Below are 19,715 nucleotides of genomic sequence, written 5' to 3'. Positions count from 1 at the left end.
TCTCATTATAAAGCAATGATTTTGGCAGCAGGCAGAGGCAATCGGCTGCGCCCGTTGACAGACCAGTTGCCAAAGCCATTAATGGATATCCACGGACAAGCATTGATTGAATACCATCTGCATGCCTTATCTCGCGCAGGCATCGATCAAGTGGTGATTAATCATGCTTGGTTAGGTCAAAAGATTGAAGCGGCGCTTGGTACAGGGGAAGCTTATCAAATTGAGATTACTTATTCTCCCGAACCGGAAGGGGGATTGGAAACCGCGGGCGGCATTCTGCAAGCATTGCCGTTATTAACAGACGGAAACCAGCCTTTTTTAGTCGTCAATGGCGATGTGTTCACGGACTTTGATTTTTCTGCATTGGCGAAAAGCACTTTACCAGAAGGATGCTTAGCGCATTTAATTCTTGTGCCCACGCCGTCGTTTAAAGCGCAAGGGGATTTTGGCTTGGATAAGGAAGGCAAGGTGCTTGCAACCGGAGATTATACTTTTTCAGGCATCAGTTTATTACATCCGGACTTGTTTTCTGGAATCACGCCGGGATTTGTGCCTTTAGCACCGGTTTTAAGAGACGCGATACACCAAGGCAAGGTTACTGGAGAAGTTTATTCTGGACGATGGGATGATATCGGAACCATTGAACGTCTGGAAACTGCACGCGAAAATGGTTTAAATTAATAAGCATAATAGAACAATTTGACTTGGCTTTTATTCAATCAAGCGTATATTAATAAGTGAGTAAGATAATAATCTTCCTTCCAAAAGGAAATTAAACCTAAGTATTTAGCGTATTTACAACAGGAAAAGTAATGAGCCACAAGCATAAAGTTATTATTGAAAAAGTATTTTCTCATCCAATCGCAACGAACCTTGATTGGAAAAAACTCGCTGCAACTTTAGAGCATTTCGGTGCAAAGATTGATGTTTCGAATGCGAACAGAGCGCACATTATTTTAGACGATGCGGAATTGATTTTAAGTTTGCCACATCATGCTCATGAGTTGACTAACAAAGAAGATGTCACGAAATTACGCCATTTTTTAGAGGCACAAGGTATTACACCGGATAGCCTATAAGACGACGTGTCGAGGTTGAGTTGAAAAAAGGGAAGCTTGCTTCCCTTTTTGTTTTTTGGCGCTACAATATTATTCATACCGAATGGGGCGAATAATCAGGGGTTCAACGCCCCAATGTAGATAACAAAGGAAATTTTATGTTGTTTTTAGTGTCTCCCGCTAAAGCGCTTGATGAAACGGCTGCGCCAGAACAGGTCGAAAAAACATCGCTGGCTTTTGGAAAACAAACACAACAATTAATGGCAGAGCTTAAGAAGCTTGGCCTGGTCGATGTTGCGCACTTAATGCATCTGAGCGATAAGTTAGCAGACTTGAATTATGAGCGTTTTCAAGCGTGGCAATATCCTTTTGATGATACCCTGTCAAAGCAAGCGGTGTTGTTGTTTAAGGGCGACGTGTATCAAGGTTTGGAGGCAAGCTCTTTAACCGCTGAAGGACTTTCTTATTTGCAGGCACATTTACGGATTTTGTCAGGATTATATGGTTTGCTAAAGCCGCTGGATGGTATTTTGCCTTACCGTTTGGAAATGGGAACCAAGTTTCAAAATGCGAAAGGAAAAGATTTATATGCCTTTTGGGAAGAGCAAATTACAGACTTATTGAATCAACAATTAGCAGAGCAAGATAGCCGTATTGTGGTGAATTTAGCTTCAAATGAATATTTCAAAGCAATTAAAAAGAAAAAATTAAATGCCGAAATCATCACACCGCAGTTTAAAGATTGGAAAAATGGTCAGTATAAAATGATCAGTTTTTACGCCAAACGCGCGCGTGGTTTAATGGCGCGTTATGCTGCGGTCAATCAGATTGAGCAAGTTGAAGATTTAAAGTACTTTGATTATGACGGCTATCAGTTTGCACCTGATTTATCTTCTGAAAAGGACTGGGTGTTTACCCGAAAACAAACAGACTAACGTTTGGTATCTCTTTCAAACTAAAAACCGCCAGGCCTGGCGGTTTTTTTATGTTACTTGATTGATGATATTTCATTGCAATGTTTGGCTGGGTTCCTCATCAGCGGATGCTTCAGCAAAAAGATGATCAATGTCTTCTTTGGTGTAACGTAAGTGAAAGTTACAAATCTCATTGTGAATGACGATTTCACCTTGTTCTTCTAATATTTTATGTGCTTCTGCTTCGCCTAAGGACAGAATCATGTTGTCTACTTTCGATTTGTCTTGAGGGCAGTCATAGTCAATCTCTTCTGGCGAAAAAAGTTCAATCACTTCTTCATGAAAAAGTCGGTGCAGCAAAGGCTCTGCTTCAAGCTCAATCAGTTCTTCATCGGTTACGGTATCTGTCAGCAAATGGATGCGCTCCCAGCCATCTTCGTCGTGATCATCGGTGGTGGGCATTTTCTGAATCAGCACACCACCAACACCTGCGTCGTTTGCAGCCAGCCACAGCTTTGATGGTTGTTGTTCTGACTGGCTGAGAAATGCTTCAAAAGCCATGGCAATACTGTTTTCCTCACGCGGCACATAAGACTGGAAAAAACTCTGTGTTTGAGTGTTTTCCATGGTCACCAATATTTGTCCATCGCCCAACAGTTCATCTAGAGACGCTTGATTTGTCAGTGTTGCGTTGGTTTTTGCGACTCCTCGAATTTTTAAATCGTGCGTGGCTTCGACCAACAACAGGTTGACCGGGCCACTGCCTTGAACTTGAATCGATACCTTTCCTAAATGTTTCATGCCATTCGCCAGCATAATTGCAATGGCGGTTAATTCCCCCAGTACCTTAGTCAGCTCGGGGGTGTAATGACGTTCAGCAATCATTTTCTGCCAGGCCTGGTCAATTTGTAAGTGTTGACCACGAATATTCAGGTCTTTAAAAAGGAAGCGTTGAATATGATCTTGCATAATGTCTGTCCTGTCAAAAGGGAAGGGTTATTGAAATTGACCCTGTGCTTGCAGGTCGGCATGATATGACGAACGAACCATTGGGCCTGAAGCGACATGAGTGAATCCCATTTCTAATCCAGCTTCTTCAAGTTGTTTGAACTCTTCTGGTGTCCAATAGCGCTGTACGGCTAAATGGAAGTCAGAAGGTTGTAGGTATTGTCCGACCGTAAGCATTTCAACATCATGCGCTCGGAGATCTTGCATAACCTGTATGATTTCATCAAAGGTTTCTCCAAGACCCACCATTAGACCGGATTTGGTTTTCGTTTTCGGCACCATTTTTTTAAATCGCTTTAACAAGTCCAAAGAGGCTTGATAATCTGCGCCAGGGCGAGCCTCTTCATAGAGTCTCGGTACTGTTTCTAAGTTGTGATTGAGTACATCTGGTGCTTGTTGTGCCAAAATATCAAGTGCCACCGTGAGTCTGCCTCTGAAATCCGGAACCAACGATTCAATTTGGATGTCCGGCATTTTGTCACGAATCTCACTTGTGCAGTTTTTAAAGTGGGTGGCACCGCCGTCACGCAGATCATCTCGGTCAACCGAGGTAATCACCACGTAGTTCAAATCCATTGCTTGAATAGTTTCTGCTAAGTGTCTAGGTTCGTCTTGGTTCAGCGCCAGTGGACGTCCATGAGTGACATCACAGAAGGGGCATTTTCGAGTACAAATGTGTCCCATAATCATAAAGGTGGCTGTCCCATGTCCAAAACATTCTCCTAAATTTGGACAAGAAGCTTCTTCACAGACCGAGTTCAATCCCTGTTTACGTAGGACTTGTTTAAGCTCTTTCACGCGACCGATGTGTTTGGCTGAAGGCAGTTTTGCTTTAATCCAACTGGGTTTTTTCAATTTAGGTTGTGTTGGGTCTGGGCGGTTCTTCAGTGACTTGGTTTTGTACTCTCCCTTGGACATAGATTCATTGCGTGCTTTCAAGCTGTTTGCTTGAAGTCCGGAAATCGAATCGAGAGAAATTTCTTGATATTGGGAAGTACTCATAAACTGAAAAGCCAAATAAAATAAAGAAGTTATTATAGAGCTTAGTAGGATTTATTCAAGAAAGCATCCATAGAAAGCATTCGTAGAATATTGCTAAATGGGTTGTGGGGGCGACTGACTGATTTGCGGCTGTAATTGATGGGACAGTGTTTTAATCAGTTCTTTCTGGGCAGCTTTAAGATCTGGTGTTTGGATTAAACTGGATACTTGTGTTATTTTGATGCCTTCTAAACCACATGGAGTGATCCAACTAAAGGGGGTTAAATCCATGTCAAAATTGAGTGCAAGGCCGTGGTAGCTTTTCTGTTTACGGATTTTCAGGCCTAAAGACGCAATTTTTTTACCATTAACATAAACTCCTGGCGCATCTGAACGGGCTTCGGCTGGAATATCTAACGTAGATAAAAACTCGATAATCGCCTTTTCCATACGATGAACTAAGTCGCGAACACCTAATTTGGCACGCTTCAAATCAAGTAGTACATAGATAACGATTTGACCGGGGCCATGATAGGTTACTTGCCCCCCTCGGTCGCTTTGGATGATAGGGATATCTTGTTGTAGTGCAAAGGTTTGAAGATGTTTTGCCTGCCCGTTTAAGCCTTGGGTGTAAACAGGGGGATGTTCGACGACCCAAAGTTCGTCAGGTGTCGTTTCTGTGCGTTCATCTGTAAAACGTTGCATGGCTTCCCAGGTTGATTCATAAGGTTGAATCCCGAGGTATTTGATCTGGAGCGACATTTTCGAGTTGGCTACAGGGTCATTAAGATTTCTGGGTGCTGCTTCAGTTCGCCGTAAATATTATGTAACTGTTCCAAGCTGGTTGCATGGAAGGTAATGTTAACGGAAATAAAGTGCCTACCTTTTGAATCTCTGATGGATATGTCATCCCTAGACACATCTGGAGCATATTTTTGGGTTATTTCAAAAACGGTTTCAATCAAAGTGCCATTGTTTTTACCCATCGCTTTCAGCTTGTAATCACAAGGAAAATCAATTAACGACTCTTTATCGGGGGTGTGTAAATCGACAGTCATAGCAAGGTACTCGTTTGTTAAGTTAGTTCTTGAATAAAACGTTGTTTGGTTTCTTCAAAATACTGCTGGATTTTCTGCCAGACAGGCCCAGGGTTTCCGTTACCGACAGGGATATTATTTAATTCCGTCACAGGCAGTGCATCTTTGGTTGAACTGGTCAGCCAGATTTCATCCGCTTCTTCTAAGTCAGATAATGTTAGATCTGTCTCTGTAATAGACAATCCATGCTCTTGTGCTAAAGATTGAATAACGGAGCGAGTAATCCCTGGAAGAATCCGCGTGCCATTTTTAGGGGTGAATAATCCACCATCTTTTACTATAAATACGTTATTAGAGGTGCCTTCAGCAACGCAGCCTTGACGGTCAATAAGGATGGCATCATCTGCCCCTTGGTGTTTCGCAGCCATTTTCATCATAATGTTTGGCAGCAGCGTGATTGCTTTAATATCGCAACGTAGCCAACGAATATCATCCAATGTAATGGCTTTGATACCATTGTTGATAATGGTTTCTGATACAGGCTTTAGCTCATTAGTGTAGGCATACAGGGTCGGAGTCAGGCAATCCGCTGGTAAATGATCTCGTTGCATTTGAACGCCGCGGGTGACCTGCAAATAAATATATTGGTTTTCCCAGGGATGCATGTCGATTAGTTTTTGTAACATATTCTTCCAAGCATCATCTTCCAACGGATTAAGAATAGAGGTGGCTTTTAAGCTATTTTTAAGTCGTTCTAGGTGGGCTTGGAATGTAAATAATTTCTTGCCATAAACCGGGATGACTTCATATACGCCATCCCCGAATAGAAACCCTCGGTCTTGAGGAGAGATTTGTGCTTTCTCAATGGGGATGTACTCCCCATTTAAATAGGCAATTTGCCCTGTTTTAGGCATGTAAAATTCCTTAATTAAAGACCAATCAGGTCAAATAAACTTTTAAAAAGAAGTTTTATTTGGTCAATAATTTTTTTGAAGAATGAGCCTTCCTCAACTTCAGATAAAGCGACAAGTGGTCTTTCTTCAATGGTGTCACCATTTAAGGTAATAAATAACTTTCCAAGTTGTTTTTTCTCAGCAATGGGCGCAATGATTTCCGGTTGGATTGAGGATTCAATTTTTAAGTTTTTGTATTGGCCACGAGGAATTGTAACGTAAAGATCTTCGTTTAAGCCAAGCCCAACAAAATCTTGTTGTCCCTCCCAGATACGGGCATCATTCAAACGTTGTCCATTGTCATACAATTTGTGCGTTTCGAAAAAACGGAACCCGTAGTTCAGTAGTTTTTGGCTTTCTTGAATGCGTGTTTTGGCCCCATCTGTTCCTAAGACGACAGAAATTAAACGCATGTCATCACGCTTCGCTGAGGCGACTAAGCAATAACCTGCAGATTCAGTGTGTCCGGTTTTTAGGCCATCAACAGAAGGGTCTTGCCATAGCAGTTTATTTCGGTTGTACTGGGAAATGCCATTAAACGTGAATTTCTTTTGAGAGTACCATTTATATTCTTCTGGAAATTTGGTGATCAATGCTCTGGCTAGAATTGATAAGTCTTCTGCAGTTGTATAGTGATCAGGATTTGGTAACCCTGTTGCATTCGTGTAATGTGTGCCGGTCATGCCCAAGGAAGCCGCATATTTATTCATGAGCTCAGCGAAGACTTCTTCACTGCCTGCAATATGTTCTGCAAGTGCGACACTGGCATCATTACCTGATTGGATGACCATTCCTTTTATCAGGTTTTGAACGGAAACTTTCTTTCCAACTTCAATAAACATCTTCGACCCAGGCATTTTCCAAGCTTTAGGGGAGATGGTGACCATGTCATCTAAATGAATATTGCCGTTGGCCAGTTCATTGATGACGACATATCCTGTCATAATTTTTGTTAAGCTGGCAGGCTCAACACGCATTTCAGGCTTGTTGCTGGCGACAATCTTGCCACTATTGAAGTCAATTAGGATATAAGCTTCTGCTGCCGTTTTTGGTGCGGAAGGCACCACATGCGGAATTGGGGCAGCTGGTTGAGATTGGATTGTTTTTGCAGCAGAAGGCAAAGCAATCGCGAAAAGTGTGAAAAATAAACCTAAAATTTTAATCATTGAGACGTGTCTTTAAATGCTATTAATAATTTTAATAATTTAACACACTTCGGCTTAAATCAAAAGAGACGAGAGGTGATTAAACCGGGGTTAATGATGGATAAATCATGAAGAAATATAAACAAGTCTTTTTCAATTTAAGAGGTTAAAAGTTTTTTATGAGTGTGGATGGACATTAATATCCCAAAACTGACCATCAAAGTGACTAATGAACTTCCGCCATAACTTAAAAGAGGAAGGGGGAGGCCGACAACCGGTAAAAGCCCACTGACCATACCAATGTTAACGAAGACATAAACAAACAGTGTCATGACAAGGCTTGCGGCCGTTAGCCGGGCAAAGTTTTCTTGTGCTTGAGATGCGATATAAAGCCCGCGACCAATCACAAAAAGATATAGCAATAGCAGTCCGGTAACGCCAATTAATCCAAATTCTTCAGCTAGTACTGAAAAAATAAAATCCGTCGTGCTTTCAGGTAAAAATTCCAGGTGCGCTTGTGTGCTGCCCATAAATCCTTTACCTTCCAACCCGCCAGAACCAATCGCTATTTTTGATTGAATAATATGGTAGCCAGTACCTAATGGGTCAGACTCTGGATCTAGAAAGGTTAAAACACGTTGTTTTTGATAGTCATACATGTAGAAATTCCAAACAATCGGCAAGCTTGCGGCGACCAGGCCGACAGCTGATAATATCCAACGCCAAGAAAGCCCCGCAAAAAATAAAACGAATAGACCACTCATTGCAATCAAGATTGAAGTACCTAAGTCTGGCTGAATAATAATAAGTCCGGCAATCAGGCCAACCAAACCAAGCCCGATAAGCATTTTTTTATTTGGGGGCGGTAATGAGTCATGTGCGAATAACCAGGCAATCATCATCGGTAAAGCGAGTTTCATGATTTCTGACGGTTGAAAACGGAAAAAACCTAAATCTAGCCAGCGTTTTGCGCCTTTCCCGATGTCGCCAAATAATAGAACACTGATAAGCATAATGGTTCCAATTCCAAACACCCAAGGGGTGTAAATTCTTAGAAGATTCGGTGGGATTTGGGCAAAAACAAGCATTAAGATGAAAGCAAATCCTACTCTAATAAGGTGGCGAGATAAAACTTCTTGATCAGCGCCAGACGCGCTGAAGACGATTAAGCTTCCAGTTATGATTAATAAGAAAATCCCCAGCATTAACCAGCCATCCAAGTGAAGCGAAACAAGGATGCCACTGTTTTTACGGTAAACTTTTTCTCTTGCGGGTAGATCAATTTTCATCTTGTAGCTCAGATAAGTAGTATTTAGTGATGTCCACTGCGACTGGCGCAGCTTTTAACGTCGAGTTTTCTATAATGACACTGATTGCAATTTTGGGTTTTTTGACAGGGGCAAAGCCTATAAATAAAGAATGGTCTCGGAGGCTTTTTTTAATGTTCTCTTCATCATATTCTCCTTCATTTAAACTGAAGACTTGTGCTGTTCCTGTTTTGCCAGCCATTTTGAAAGGAAGGTCGCGCCCATATCGTCGAGCTGTCCCTCTTGGGCTGTGTAATACATCCATCATTGCTTTAATGACTTTTTCCCAGTTTTCTATATTCTGGATTGGGATTTGTTCTTTTTTAACATATTCTTTGTCTTTCAATAAGTGAGGTTCAATGATCTCGCCTCGGTTAGCCATGATTGAAATGGCTTTTGCCAGTTGCAGCGGGGTGCTTAAAAAGTAGCCCTGACCAATTGCCGCAATAATGGTTTCCCCTTTATACCAGGTTTGGCCTTTGACGCGTCTTTTCCAGGCTTTAGATGGCAAGATACCGACTGATTCATTGTATAAGTCAATTTTTGTATGATGACCAAATCCAAATGGATAAAGCGAATCATGAATCAGGTCGACCCCCATTTTTAAGCTGAGTTCATAAAAGTAAGTATCACAAGATTGTTCGATCGCATCATTCATATCAACCAAACCGTGACCTTGTCTCTTCCAGTCGCGGTAACGATGGTCTTTAAATTCAAGAAATCCAGGATCGAAAATCTTTTTATAGGGAGAGATAATATTGTTTTCAATTGCGGCTAAAGCCACAAATGGCTTAATGGTGGATCCAGGAGGATATTGACCATTAATCACTCGATTGATAAGAGGTCGGTTGTGGTCTTTTAACAATTCTTGGTATTTAGTTTGACTGATGCCATCGACAAATAAGTTGGGGTCATAGCCTGGAGTACTGACATAGGCAAGTATTCCCCCTGTCTTGGGGTTAGTCACCACTACAGCAGCTTTTTTACCATCTAAATATTTTTCAATGTATTGCTGTAGTCGAATGTCGATCGTAAGCTGAATGTCTTTTCCCGGTTTTGCAGGAACGCTTTCTAATTTTTGAATAACTCGACCACGAGCGTTGGTTTCAATTTGCTGTAACCCTGGGGAGCCATGTAAGATGGATTCGTAGTATTTTTCTACTCCGAGTTTACCCATGACATCCGTGCCGGCATATTTAGATTCACTGAGTTGGGTAAATTCTTTTTGGTTGATTTTACCAACATAGCCGATGGCATGAACGGCAGATTCTTTAAAGGGGTAAGTGCGTTTTAGTTTGGCAACCAAAGTGATGCCAGGAAATTGATAGCTATGACCGGCAAATCGTGCGGCTTCAATTTCTGTAAGTGTGTAGGGTAAATATAATGGACGATATTTACTGCCCACTTTAACTCGCTCAAGAAAACGTGAAAGACGTTCTTTCGGAAGATCGGGGAGTAAGTTTTGAAGGAGCGAAAAACTGTCTTGAAGATTTTCTATTTTATCTTTGGAAAACTTTAAAACAAAAACAGGCTGATTGTCCGCTAATAAAATATGGTTGCGATCAAAGATTCGACCTCTAACAGGAGTGATCGCTTCGACTGAAATACGATTTCCTTCAGACATGGAGTGGTAGTGTTTGTAGCCCACCCACTGTAGGTAGCCCATGCGAACCCACAGAAGTAAGAAAAAAATAAGTGTAAACCCTAAAGCAAAGTAGATTCGGTTGCGAAAAAGTCTTTTTTGAAAAAAGATTTCACTTTCAGTTTGGTACCGGTGTTTATTTTTCATACCCATTAACTAAAGACAGAACGGTGAGTCAATTTATGCATGATTTGAGTTAAAACTGGCCAGATAAGAATTGCCAAAAGCGGTTCGGACCAGTAATAAAATAATGCATTTCCCTTTAAGACAGGATGAAATATAAACCAGCTCATTACTTGGAATAAAATGAAATAGCTCCCGACAATAATAGATTGTTGCCAGAGAGGGTACCCCTTAAATCTTAGTCTTGATCGAAGCATCAAGAAAGTGATGGTGACAAAAATTAAGCTATGAGAACCTAACGGTGTGCTCATTGAAGCATCAAATAGAAGACCAAGCACAAAAGCTGAAAATAAATGGGTTTGATTGAGAATTTGAGTTGACCAGAATAGCAGAATCAGTAGCGTCAAGTACGGTATGAAGTTAACATTGAAGCTTAAAATCATCATGCTGTCGATAACGACAGAAATAAAATAACTGAATATAAATAGCCATTTAATGTCGGAAAACCGGAGAGAGAAAACTTTATCGGACATCGGTGTTCTCCGGTTTCTTTGACAAGATGAGTACCTTTTGAGATAGGTTTAAATCTGCCATTGGGCGTGCAAAAATTTCATAGTAAGGCTCACCCTTTAAAAGGTTGACCTTAGTTACAATAGCGACAGGGTGTCCTTCGGGAAAGATATTTCCTAACCCAGAGGTTTCAATCAAGTCCCCTTCTTTTATTGAGCTGGAAGTGGGGATGAACATCAGGGATAGCTGGTTATGCCCTAAACCGTTCAGAATGCCGCGTTGGCCTGTTCTCTGAATGCGCACCGGAACTTGGATGTCTGGGTCTGTGATTAGTTGTACACGTGAAGATGACGGGGTTAATGAGGTAATCTGTCCAATTAACCCTTTGGCATCAATGACGGTCTGGTTAATTTTAACCCCGTCTAAAGAGCCTTTGTTTAACGTGTAAAAGTGCGCCAAAGGTGTTTCGCTATAGGAGTTTACGTTGGCAATTTGAACACTAGAAGAACTCATCTGGCTTGCCGTTCCGAGTAGCCGGTTCAATCGGTTAATCTCTAGTTTGAGTTTGCCCATCTGTTGTTGCTGTGCCTTGAGAAGCAGATTTTCAGTTTCCAGTTGCTGGTTGCGCATTTGCAATTGGTTGATTGTGGTGTAGTCTTGTTGCATCCAATTGTAGATGTCTAACGGCAATGTTGCTGTTCGCTCAATTGGGTCGATTGTAGTTAAGAGCAAATTACGAAAATTGGAGAGTAAATGGCTGTAATGATCCATTACCATTAAAGCAATACTCAGAATAAAGAATAAAAGGAACTGAGTTCCTTCTTTTTGGGGAGAAGTCGTGCTGAGGTTAATAGCCAAGCTCCCTAGCCATCAAGAAGCTTGTTATTCTTTTGAAAAATAAAAATATAAGATCGTTCATTTTAGTCAAAAGAAAAGACATCAATCCCTTTTTCATCCATTAGCTCTAGTGCGCGACCACCACCTCTAGCAACACAAGTCAGTGGGTCATCAGCGATAATAACTGGCACGCCTGTTTCTTCAGAAAGCATGATGTTGATATTGCGTAACAGCGCACCACCCCCCGTTAAAACAATGCCGTGTTCTGCAATGTCAGCCCCTAATTCTGGTGGAGTATGTTCTAAAGCAGTTCTGACCGCGCTCACGATTGCCGAAAGAGGCTCCTGTAATGCTTCTAGAATTTCGTTGCTGTTAAGGGTGAATCGCCGAGGAACGGATTCGGCAATGTTTGCACCGTGTACTTCAAGCGTATCTGGTTCAATTTCATGATAAGCGGTTCCGATTTCTTTTTTAATTTTCTCTGCCGTTGCTTCCCCGATAACCATGCCATAGTTACGGCGAACATATTTAATGATAGCATCATCAAATCGATCCCCACCTACTTTAACAGAGTCTGACCAGACGATACCATTCAAGGAAAGTGTCGCAACTTCCGTGGTGCCCCCTCCGATATCAACAACCATTGACCCAGTTGCTTCACTGACCGGCATTCCAGCACCGATGGCAGCTGCCATCGGTTCTTCGATTAGGTAAACCTCACGTGCCCCAGCACCGGCTGCAGATTCGCGAATCGCGCGACGCTCAACTTGTGTTGAACCACAAGGAACACACACTAATACACGAGGACTAGGCTGAAAGAAGCGTGCTTCATGAACTTTTCGAATAAACGATTGAAGCATTTTTTCAGTGACTTCAAAATCAGCGATTACCCCATCTTTCATTGGACGTATTGTTTGAATTTTTTGATTTTCTTTCCCCAACATTCTTTTGGCGCCTTCACCTACTGCAACAATTGAACGTGAGTTAGAACCTTGACGGTTATTCATAATCGCAACAACAGACGGCTCGTTTAGAACCATACCCTTGCCGCGAACGTAAATAAGCGTGTTCGCTGTTCCTAGGTCGATAGAAAGGTCGTTAGAAAAGAGTCCGATGATTTTACGAAACATTGAGGTTAGTCCTTAAAAAATAGCTAGTTTTAGTGGTTTCGAGCAAAGTTCAAGCATAAGCAGCATATTTGAAATAGCGCAATTTTCTGTAATTGTCTTTTAGCTTAAAGCAAACTTCAAACGAATTTAATGTACTTCATTAAATCCTTGTTATTTAAATCGGGAAAAATACCCAGAAAAATAACTAAAACATTTTATATCAAACTGGGGTGGAAAAGTCATCTATTTGCACCCAGAAATTTCATATAAACAGAAGATGTTTCTTTATGACAAAATCCTGTTTTTAAAATTGGGGTCAATTTTCATGTCTAAAGAGGGGGAACACAGGTTTTTTAAGCATTGTCTCTTTTTGAAAATGGCGAAATGTGGTAACTTAGTAAGGTTTAAAATTTTTTAACTGGAGAGTTCCCGTGTCTTTAGAAAAATCTGAAGTCGATACCATTTCACGCCTTGCAGCTATTTCGGTTGATGCCACAGAAGTTGATCAATTGACGGCTAAAATTTCTAATGTTCTTGACCTTTTTCAAAGAATGGAAGCGGTGGATACTACGAATGTAGAGCCGATGTCTCATCCTTTGGATCAAGTTCAAAGATTAAGAGAGGATGTGGTGACTGAAACGGATCACCATAAACAGTATCAAAAATTAGCGCCCGCAGCAGAAAAAGGCATGTATTTAGTGCCGCAAGTAATTGATTAAGAGACAGAGACAAACATAGATGCATACTTTATCTGTTAAAGAGATGAGCGAAAAGCTCCGTAATAAAGAAATTACCAGTGTTGCACTCACGCAGCACTATTTAGATCGTATTGACCAGTATGATGGCGATTTAAACGCCTACGTCACGGTTACGCCAGAATTGGCAATGGAAATGGCGAAGCAAGCTGATGACATGATTGCTGAAGGCAAAGGTGGCTTGTTAACGGGCATTCCTGTAGCACACAAAGATATCTTTTGTACTTTAGATGTGAAAACCACCTGTGGTTCAAAGATGCTGGATAACTTCATTGCTCCTTATGATGCCAAAGTGGTTGAAGAATCCAGAAAGCTGGGAATGCCTATTTTAGGCAAGACCAATATGGATGAGTTTGCAATGGGGTCGTCTTCAGAAAGCAGTTATTATGGCGCGACTAAAAATCCTTGGGATTTGAAAGCGGTTCCTGGTGGTTCCTCTGGTGGGTCTGCTGCGGTTATTGCGGCTGGTTTAGCGCCTTTAGCAACCGGTTCGGATACGGGGGGCTCTATTCGCCAGCCAGCTTCTTTCTGCGGTATTACTGGTATTAAACCAACTTATGGTGCGGTATCTCGTTATGGCATGATTGCCTATGCTTCCAGCTTTGACCAGGGTGGACCGATGACGCGTTCGGCTGAAGAATCTGCCTGGATGCTGGATGTGATGGCTGGGTTTGATGAGCGTGATTCAACCAGCCTTGAACAACCTAAACAAGATTATGTTTCGACATTAAATAACGACATTAAAGGCCTGAAAGTGGGCGTTCCTGCTGAATATTTTGAAGCGGGGCTGGATGAAGGTGTTGAATCAAATATTCGTGCTGCGATTGCTGAGCTTGAAAAACTGGGTGCAGAGATCGTTGAAGTGAGTCTGCCGAATAAAGAGTTAGCGGTTCCAGCTTATTATGTTTTAGCACCAGCGGAAGCGTCTTCGAACTTGTCGCGTTTTGATGGAGTGCGTTACGGTTATCGTTGCGAAAATCCGACAGATTTGAATGACTTGTATACACGTTCTCGCTCAGAAGGGTTTGGCGCGGAAGTGAAGCGTCGAATTATGGTCGGGGCTTATGCCTTGTCTGCCGGGTATTACGATGCTTATTATTTGAAAGCACAAAAGTTACGCCGAATGGTGAGAGATGACTTTGTTAAAGCGTTCGAACAGTGTGATGTGATTGTTGGGCCCGTTGCGCCAACCCCCGCTTTCAATATCGGGGAAAAATCGGATGATCCTGTCAGTATGTATTTAGCGGATCTTTATACGATTCCTGTCAACTTAGCAGGGATGCCTGCCATGTCTGTCCCTGCCGGTTTCTCAAATGGTCGACCTGTGGGTCTTCACTTAGTCGGGCCTTATCACAGTGAGGCGAAGTTGCTGAATGTTGCACACCAATATCAGCAAGTGACGAATTGGCATCAACAAATGCCAGAAAGCTATCAATAAGTGGAGAGAGATAAAATGACTTGGGAAGTTGTAATTGGTTTAGAGATTCATGCTCAGTTAACCACTAAAACTAAGATTTTTTCAGGCTCCTCCATTTCGTATGGAGCGGAGCCAAATACACAGGCAAACTTACTGGACCTTGGTATGCCGGGGCAGTTACCCGTATTAAACAAAGCGGTGATTCCTAAAGCAATCAAACTTGGGTTGGCGATAGGGGCAGAGATTGGTCGTCGTTCGGTGTTTGATCGTAAAAACTATTTTTATCCAGATTTACCGAAAGGGTATCAAACCTCACAGTTTTCTTTTCCGATTGTCGATAAAGGCGGTGTCGTTGAGATTGAAGTGGAAGGCGAGACCAAAAAGATTGGCGTCACGCGCGCGCACTTGGAAGAAGATGCTGGGAAATCGATTCATGATGCTTTTCCTGGGCAAACCGGTGTCGATCTAAACCGTGCCGGCACGCCGTTGTTAGAAATTGTTTCTGAGCCGGATATGCGCTCAGCTAAAGAAGCGGTAGCCTATGCGAAAAAAATGCATGAACTGGTGCAGTATTTAGGTATTTGTGACGGCAATATGCAGGAAGGGTCTTTTCGTGTGGATTCGAACGTGTCAATCCATAAGCCAGGAACCCCATTCGGAACACGTGCAGAATTAAAAAACATCAACTCTTTCAAGTTTATTGAGCAAGCTATTGAACTTGAAATCGAGCGCCAGATTGAGGTGTTGGAATCAGGTGGTCAAGTAGTTCAGGAAACGCGTTTATATGATGCGGATAAAAATGAAACCCGTTCTATGCGAGAAAAAGAAGAAGCGAATGACTATCGCTATTTCCCTTGCCCTGACTTGTTGCCGGTGGTTATTACGGAAGAGGACATTGAAGCGGTTCGCGCAGAAATGCCTGAAATGCCGGATGCAAAAAGAAAGCGTTATGTCGCGGACTTTAATCTGTCAGATTATGATGCGGCTTTCTTAACTGGATCGCGCGCGATGGCAGAGTATTTTGAGGCGGTTGTTGCTAAAACAAATGAAGCTAAAGTTTCAGCAAACTGGGTCATGGGCGAGTTGTCGAAATCTTTGAATCAGAATGGGTTGGATGTTGCGGATTCCCCAGTGTCAGCAGACATGTTGGCCGGTTTGATTGAGCGGATTCAAGATAATACGATTTCAGGTAAAATCGCGAAACAGGTATTTGATGCGATGTTGTCTGGTGAAGGCTCAGCGGATGAGATTGTTGAGAACAAAGGTTTGAAGCAAATTACCGATTCATCGGCGATTGAAGCGTTGGTAGATGACGTGTTAGCTAATAATACGGCGCAAGTTGAAGCTTATAAAGGCGGGCAAGAAAAAATGTTCGGTTTCTTTGTCGGTCAAGTTATGAAAGCCTCGCAGGGGCAAGCGAACCCGGCGCAAGTCAATCAGATATTGAAAGATAAGTTGAAATAATGCGTTGTGTTAAAAACGGCCAGACCTGGTCGTTTTTCTTAGATTATGAAGCAATTGTGACTCTATAGAATAATTTACTTGAAAGTCTATAAAAAAACCTTATATTAATCATTAGCAATAGTTGATGAGACTAGCGTCTTTTTGTATTACCTAATTAAAGTCGTTTTGACGAGCCATTGGAGGTTTAAATTAAATGAAACGAATTGGTTTATTTTTATTAACAAACATCGCGGTTTTGGCTGTGGCCATGATTACGATGAACCTTTTGGGTGTGGGCAGCTACATGCAAGGGACCAGCCTTGATTTAGGGAATTTATTTGCCTTTGCCGCAATCATTGGGTTTGCGGGGTCTTTTGTCTCTCTTGCCATGTCTAAATGGCTGGCCAAAATGTCAGTGGGCGCTAAGGTGATTAAAGAGCCTCGTAATGCCGATGAGCAATGGTTGGTGGATACCGTGCGTCGTCAAGCAGAAAAAGCGGGTATTGGTATGCCGGAAGTGGCAATTTATGAAGGCGCGGAACCGAACGCATTTGCAACGGGAATGACGAAAAACTCTGCATTGGTGGCCGTGTCGACCGGTTTGTTGCGTCATATGCGCCAGAATGAAGTTGAAGCGGTTCTAGGGCACGAAGTTGCGCACATTGCCAATGGCGATATGGTGACGATGGCGTTACTACAAGGTGTGGTGAACACCTTCGTTATTTTCTTCGCGAAGATTGTCGCCTACGTTGTTGATCGTGTTGTTCTGAAAAATGAAAGCGAAGGGCATAGTATTACCTTTATCGTTGTGGATATTGCGGCGCAAATCTTATTCGGTATCCTGGCAAGTATGATCACCATGTGGTTCTCGCGTAAGCGTGAGTTTCATGCCGATAATGGCGGTGCGTATCTGGCGGGTAAAGAAAATATGATTGCGGCGTTACAGCGTTTGCAAACGATGCAACCGGGTGAGTTGCCCGATCAAATGGCGGCCTTTGGGATCTCAGCAAGACCGTCTAATATTGGGGATCTTTTCCGTTCGCATCCACCATTGGAAAAGCGTATTGAAGCCTTACGTGCGACAACGCAAGATCAGCTTAAGGTAGCATAAACGCTATTTTTTGAGTAGATGAAATAAAAAAGCCCCGATATCGGGGCTTTTTTTATAGCTTAAAGAAACCCAAAAACAGCCAGGCCTGGCTGTTTTCATGACACTAGGCTGATGACTCCAAGCAAGCGGCTGCTTCTGCTTGTATACGTTTTATCATGTGGTATAGCCCTGTGGAACGATTGGCTGAAAGGTGTTGTAATAATCCAATCTCACCAAGGAATTCCAACGGAGCATTCGTAATCTCCTGTGGGCTTCGACCATTATATATTTTAAGCAGTAGTGCAATAAGCCCGGAGACAATGGCAGCATCTGACATGGCTTCCATATACAAAATACCGTCTTTTTCTTCGATATGAATCCAAACCTGAGATTGACAGCCATGGATACGGTTTTCTTCTGTTTTATATTCTTCAGGCATGTTTTGAAGTTGTTTGCCCATATCGATTAAATACTTATAACGATCCTTCCAGTTTTCAAAGTGAGTAAACCGTTTAACTAAGTCTGCTTGGACTTCAGATAAGGTCTTTTCCGCTGGTGCGTAATTCATAATGCTCCACATCAATTTGCTTTAATTGAATCATTTTAACAAAAAAAATTAGCTTTCGGAGTGAGAAGCCATTGGTCTGATCAGACGCGTCTTTTAGCATTTGGACTAACGTAAGATGTATTCGATTGGGACCTGAATGGTTTTGGGGCTTTGTCGCATTTCTTTCGGAAACGGTTTGTATTGATACGCCATGGTATGGCGAATAATGTTTAACGTTGCCTCATTTAAGCTCTCGTAATACGTGCGTTTCACAATTGAAAGATTTGAGATATGACCATCCGGGTAAAGTGTAAATTGTATTGTCACTTCGCCTTGCTGATGACGCCGCTTGGCTCTTTTGGGATAGTTTTTTTGGGCGAGTGTCGCTAAGTAGCGTCCCAATTGTTTGGTGTAGATCGCCTCGGCATTAATCTGTTCTGCCATTGAATAAGGGTTGGGGCGACGCCGTTCTTTTTTAACCACAGGTTGCTTTGTCGTGGGCGTTTTTATGGATTGTGGTTCAGGCTTTGGTTCAGGCTTTGGTTCAGGCTTTGGTTCAGGCTTTGGTTCAGGCTTCGGTTCAGGCTTCGGTTCAGGCTTCGGTTCAGGCTTCGGTTCAGGCTTCGGTTCAGGCTTTGATTCAGGCTTTGATTCAGGCTTTGATTCAGGCTTTGATTCAGGCTGAGCGACAAACATTGCGGTTGTCACGGCAACAGGTGCCAACTGGCTACTTTGTTGTTGTGATTGAAAGGTATGCCATAAAAAGAAGCCGATGATGCTGTAAATGCTTGCTGTGATGCCGAAAGCAAGCGTGGCTGGTTTACCCATTCTGTTTCCTTGTCAGAATGTTTAAGTTGCTTAGGTGGTATTGCTTCATTAAATCAATGAGGCTGGTGAAGTGTCCGAATTCAGCTTTTTGATCAACACGTATTTCAATGGGGTCCTCCGGGCTTACATTCTCTAATGCAAGGCTAAGTGTCGCGAGTGTGGTTGTTTGATCGTTCAGAAAAAACTGGTTGTCAGCATTGATGGCAATGCGAAGAGCAGTTTTATCGTCGGGTTTATAGGTGCTGGTTTGTTGGGTTTCTGGCAAGTCGATATTGAGCTTGTCTTGAACGATAAAGCTGGCGGAGGTCAGCACGATGGCTAATAAGACCAACATGACATCAATCATCGGAATAACATTGATTTGATCAAATCGTTTCATAAGGCTGTGGTTCCCGAGTAAGACGTTTTAGGTGCGTGAAGAGGCAGACTTTTTTTGGTGCGCTTGATATTCCAGTTCAATCACATCTACTTTTCGTAACAGGCCGTTGTAGATAATAATGCTTGGAATCGCAAGCGCAATGCCGCCAGCGGTCGCTTTGAGAGCGAGTGCCAATCCCATCATGATTTGTCCGGTTTCGATTTGATTATTAAGCCCCAATTCATAGAAAGTAACCAAAATACCGAGTACGGTGCCTAACAAGCCAACGTAAGGGGCATTGGAGCCAATGCTGGCAATGGTGGTTAAGTTATTCGTGCTGGCGACCTTTAAGCTTTCTAAACCGTCATATTGGTTGAGTTGTAGACGAGAGAAAAAGAGTTTCCGTTCAATGGCGAGCCAAACCATAATAAAACTCATCAAGCCCAGGATGCTAAAAACGGTGATATCTAAGTACAGTTTTAAAAATTCCATATTGTTTGCCAATTTGCTGTGTAAGGTATTTGAATTAACCGACTATTATAAAGTAAATCAATTTACATATTTTTAAGAAACCTTGAAGTTTGTTTGGTTGATAGTCTTTGTTTTTAATCAAAAACACTAATGGCAGTGTGGGTTGGCTTTGACTATAATAC

The 19,715-nt window shown here is 42.2% G+C and carries 22 protein-coding genes; 7 read left to right on the top strand and 15 right to left on the bottom strand.

Translation table 11 applies throughout. From position 1 onward, the window contains the following. Positions 1-15 precede the first annotated feature (15 nt). The 3 genes from murU to yaaA all read left to right on the top strand — a co-directional run bounded on the left by murU (position 16) and on the right by yaaA (position 1,993). Positions 16-681 (top strand): N-acetylmuramate alpha-1-phosphate uridylyltransferase MurU, encoded by a 666-nt coding sequence (gene murU / locus P8629_RS04255; protein WP_442908690.1) that lies wholly within the window; start codon positions 16-18, stop codon positions 679-681. A 131-nt stretch (positions 682-812) separates the two neighbouring features. Beyond that, positions 813-1,079 (top strand): hypothetical protein, encoded by a 267-nt coding sequence (locus tag P8629_RS04250; RefSeq protein WP_278164773.1) that lies wholly within the window; start codon positions 813-815, stop codon positions 1,077-1,079. Between the two features lie 137 nt (positions 1,080-1,216). Further along, positions 1,217-1,993, top strand: a complete 777-nt coding sequence (yaaA, locus tag P8629_RS04245; protein ID WP_278164771.1) for a peroxide stress protein YaaA — start codon at positions 1,217-1,219, stop codon at positions 1,991-1,993. Positions 1,994-2,065: 72 nt separating this feature from the next. Here yaaA and hslO read toward each other — a convergent pair whose 3' ends face one another. The 11 genes from hslO to P8629_RS04190 form a co-directional block, all read right to left on the bottom strand. Further along, complete coding sequence (gene hslO / locus P8629_RS04240) at positions 2,066-2,941, bottom strand: Hsp33 family molecular chaperone HslO (protein WP_278164769.1); 876 nt, start codon at positions 2,939-2,941, stop codon at positions 2,066-2,068. A gap of 27 nt (positions 2,942-2,968) precedes the next feature. Continuing rightward, complete coding sequence (gene lipA / locus P8629_RS04235; protein WP_278164767.1) at positions 2,969-3,982, bottom strand: lipoyl synthase; 1,014 nt, start codon at positions 3,980-3,982, stop codon at positions 2,969-2,971. Positions 3,983-4,075: 93 nt separating this feature from the next. Continuing rightward, on the bottom strand, positions 4,076-4,723 hold the full coding sequence (gene lipB, locus P8629_RS04230; RefSeq protein WP_278164765.1) for a lipoyl(octanoyl) transferase LipB: 648 nt from the start codon (positions 4,721-4,723) through the stop codon (positions 4,076-4,078). An 11-nt stretch (positions 4,724-4,734) separates the two neighbouring features. Beyond that, positions 4,735-5,019 carry a YbeD family protein gene (locus tag P8629_RS04225; RefSeq protein WP_278164763.1) on the bottom strand — a complete coding sequence of 95 codons (285 nt, stop codon included), beginning with the start codon at positions 5,017-5,019 and terminating at the stop codon, positions 4,735-4,737. A gap of 17 nt (positions 5,020-5,036) precedes the next feature. Further along, positions 5,037-5,912 (bottom strand): D-amino acid aminotransferase, encoded by an 876-nt coding sequence (locus P8629_RS04220; protein ID WP_278164761.1) that lies wholly within the window; start codon positions 5,910-5,912, stop codon positions 5,037-5,039. Positions 5,913-5,926: 14 nt separating this feature from the next. After that, on the bottom strand, positions 5,927-7,117 hold the full coding sequence (locus P8629_RS04215) for a D-alanyl-D-alanine carboxypeptidase family protein (RefSeq protein ID WP_278164760.1): 1,191 nt from the start codon (positions 7,115-7,117) through the stop codon (positions 5,927-5,929). 137 nt (positions 7,118-7,254) lie between these two features. After that, entirely contained in the window at positions 7,255-8,385 is a 1,131-nt protein-coding gene (gene rodA, locus P8629_RS04210) for a rod shape-determining protein RodA (RefSeq protein WP_278164758.1), read from the bottom strand. Further along, positions 8,375-10,192 carry a penicillin-binding protein 2 gene (gene mrdA / locus P8629_RS04205; protein WP_278164755.1) on the bottom strand — a complete coding sequence of 606 codons (1,818 nt, stop codon included), beginning with the start codon at positions 10,190-10,192 and terminating at the stop codon, positions 8,375-8,377. Before mrdA ends, rodA begins: the two co-directional genes overlap by 11 nt. 5 nt (positions 10,193-10,197) lie before the next feature. Next, positions 10,198-10,701, bottom strand: coding sequence for a rod shape-determining protein MreD (gene mreD / locus P8629_RS04200; protein ID WP_278164753.1), 504 nt, complete (start codon positions 10,699-10,701; stop codon positions 10,198-10,200). Continuing rightward, positions 10,691-11,536, bottom strand: coding sequence for a rod shape-determining protein MreC (gene mreC, locus P8629_RS04195; protein WP_278164751.1), 846 nt, complete (start codon positions 11,534-11,536; stop codon positions 10,691-10,693). Before mreC ends, mreD begins: the two co-directional genes overlap by 11 nt. A gap of 62 nt (positions 11,537-11,598) precedes the next feature. Next, the gene (locus tag P8629_RS04190) at positions 11,599-12,645 is read right to left on the bottom strand and encodes a rod shape-determining protein (protein ID WP_011371051.1); all 1,047 of its coding nucleotides are present in this window, start codon (positions 12,643-12,645) and stop codon (positions 11,599-11,601) included. A gap of 410 nt (positions 12,646-13,055) precedes the next feature. On the opposite strand from P8629_RS04190, the gene gatC reads away from it, so the two are divergent. The 4 genes from gatC to htpX all read left to right on the top strand — a co-directional run bounded on the left by gatC (position 13,056) and on the right by htpX (position 17,350). After that, positions 13,056-13,343 carry an Asp-tRNA(Asn)/Glu-tRNA(Gln) amidotransferase subunit GatC gene (gene gatC / locus P8629_RS04185; RefSeq protein ID WP_278164746.1) on the top strand — a complete coding sequence of 96 codons (288 nt, stop codon included), beginning with the start codon at positions 13,056-13,058 and terminating at the stop codon, positions 13,341-13,343. Positions 13,344-13,362: 19 nt separating this feature from the next. Beyond that, on the top strand, positions 13,363-14,817 hold the full coding sequence (gatA, locus tag P8629_RS04180) for an Asp-tRNA(Asn)/Glu-tRNA(Gln) amidotransferase subunit GatA (protein WP_278164744.1): 1,455 nt from the start codon (positions 13,363-13,365) through the stop codon (positions 14,815-14,817). 15 nt (positions 14,818-14,832) lie between these two features. Next, complete coding sequence (gene gatB, locus P8629_RS04175) at positions 14,833-16,260, top strand: Asp-tRNA(Asn)/Glu-tRNA(Gln) amidotransferase subunit GatB (protein WP_278164742.1); 1,428 nt, start codon at positions 14,833-14,835, stop codon at positions 16,258-16,260. A 193-nt stretch (positions 16,261-16,453) separates the two neighbouring features. Further along, the gene (htpX, locus tag P8629_RS04170; RefSeq protein ID WP_278164740.1) at positions 16,454-17,350 is read left to right on the top strand and encodes a protease HtpX; all 897 of its coding nucleotides are present in this window, start codon (positions 16,454-16,456) and stop codon (positions 17,348-17,350) included. A 103-nt stretch (positions 17,351-17,453) separates the two neighbouring features. Here the strand turns inward: htpX and P8629_RS04165 are convergent, their stop codons facing one another. From P8629_RS04165 to exbB, 4 genes are all read right to left on the bottom strand, one after another. Then, positions 17,454-17,897 carry a SufE family protein gene (locus P8629_RS04165; RefSeq protein ID WP_278164738.1) on the bottom strand — a complete coding sequence of 148 codons (444 nt, stop codon included), beginning with the start codon at positions 17,895-17,897 and terminating at the stop codon, positions 17,454-17,456. 105 nt (positions 17,898-18,002) lie between these two features. Then, positions 18,003-18,704 (bottom strand): energy transducer TonB, encoded by a 702-nt coding sequence (locus tag P8629_RS04160; RefSeq protein ID WP_278164737.1) that lies wholly within the window; start codon positions 18,702-18,704, stop codon positions 18,003-18,005. Next, positions 18,697-19,083, bottom strand: coding sequence for an ExbD/TolR family protein (locus P8629_RS04155; protein ID WP_278164735.1), 387 nt, complete (start codon positions 19,081-19,083; stop codon positions 18,697-18,699). Before P8629_RS04155 ends, P8629_RS04160 begins: the two co-directional genes overlap by 8 nt. 27 nt (positions 19,084-19,110) lie before the next feature. Next, positions 19,111-19,554 carry a TonB-system energizer ExbB gene (gene exbB / locus P8629_RS04150; protein ID WP_278164734.1) on the bottom strand — a complete coding sequence of 148 codons (444 nt, stop codon included), beginning with the start codon at positions 19,552-19,554 and terminating at the stop codon, positions 19,111-19,113. Positions 19,555-19,715 lie beyond the last annotated feature (161 nt).

The organism is Hydrogenovibrio sp. 3SP14C1 (genome assembly GCF_029625905.1).
Classification (GTDB): Bacteria; Pseudomonadota; Gammaproteobacteria; order Thiomicrospirales; family Thiomicrospiraceae; genus Hydrogenovibrio.
The sequence above is the reverse complement of the archived record's forward strand: the minus strand, read 5'-3'. Positions and strand labels throughout refer to the sequence as shown.

Excerpts from the sequence above, each read along its gene's own strand:
- mrdA (WP_278164755.1), bottom strand. The coding sequence starts at position 10,192 with ATGAAAAATAAACACCGGTACCAAACTGAAAGTGAAATCTTTTTTCAA.
- lipB (WP_278164765.1), bottom strand. The coding sequence starts at position 4,723 with ATGTCGCTCCAGATCAAATACCTCGGGATTCAACCTTATGAATCAACC.
- gatA (WP_278164744.1), top strand. The coding sequence starts at position 13,363 with ATGCATACTTTATCTGTTAAAGAGATGAGCGAAAAGCTCCGTAATAAA.
- htpX (WP_278164740.1), top strand. The coding sequence starts at position 16,454 with ATGAAACGAATTGGTTTATTTTTATTAACAAACATCGCGGTTTTGGCT.
- murU (WP_442908690.1), top strand. The coding sequence starts at position 16 with ATGATTTTGGCAGCAGGCAGAGGCAATCGGCTGCGCCCGTTGACAGAC.
- lipA (WP_278164767.1), bottom strand. The coding sequence starts at position 3,982 with ATGAGTACTTCCCAATATCAAGAAATTTCTCTCGATTCGATTTCCGGA.
- rodA (WP_278164758.1), bottom strand. The coding sequence starts at position 8,385 with ATGAAAATTGATCTACCCGCAAGAGAAAAAGTTTACCGTAAAAACAGT.
- P8629_RS04220 (WP_278164761.1), bottom strand. The coding sequence starts at position 5,912 with ATGCCTAAAACAGGGCAAATTGCCTATTTAAATGGGGAGTACATCCCC.
- exbB (WP_278164734.1), bottom strand. The coding sequence starts at position 19,554 with ATGGAATTTTTAAAACTGTACTTAGATATCACCGTTTTTAGCATCCTG.
- P8629_RS04215 (WP_278164760.1), bottom strand. The coding sequence starts at position 7,117 with ATGATTAAAATTTTAGGTTTATTTTTCACACTTTTCGCGATTGCTTTG.
- P8629_RS04165 (WP_278164738.1), bottom strand. The coding sequence starts at position 17,897 with ATGAATTACGCACCAGCGGAAAAGACCTTATCTGAAGTCCAAGCAGAC.
- P8629_RS04190 (WP_011371051.1), bottom strand. The coding sequence starts at position 12,645 with ATGTTTCGTAAAATCATCGGACTCTTTTCTAACGACCTTTCTATCGAC.
- mreD (WP_278164753.1), bottom strand. The coding sequence starts at position 10,701 with ATGTCCGATAAAGTTTTCTCTCTCCGGTTTTCCGACATTAAATGGCTA.
- P8629_RS04155 (WP_278164735.1), bottom strand. The coding sequence starts at position 19,083 with ATGAAACGATTTGATCAAATCAATGTTATTCCGATGATTGATGTCATG.
- hslO (WP_278164769.1), bottom strand. The coding sequence starts at position 2,941 with ATGCAAGATCATATTCAACGCTTCCTTTTTAAAGACCTGAATATTCGT.
- P8629_RS04160 (WP_278164737.1), bottom strand. The coding sequence starts at position 18,704 with ATGGGTAAACCAGCCACGCTTGCTTTCGGCATCACAGCAAGCATTTAC.
- gatB (WP_278164742.1), top strand. The coding sequence starts at position 14,833 with ATGACTTGGGAAGTTGTAATTGGTTTAGAGATTCATGCTCAGTTAACC.
- yaaA (WP_278164771.1), top strand. The coding sequence starts at position 1,217 with ATGTTGTTTTTAGTGTCTCCCGCTAAAGCGCTTGATGAAACGGCTGCG.
- P8629_RS04250 (WP_278164773.1), top strand. The coding sequence starts at position 813 with ATGAGCCACAAGCATAAAGTTATTATTGAAAAAGTATTTTCTCATCCA.
- P8629_RS04225 (WP_278164763.1), bottom strand. The coding sequence starts at position 5,019 with ATGACTGTCGATTTACACACCCCCGATAAAGAGTCGTTAATTGATTTT.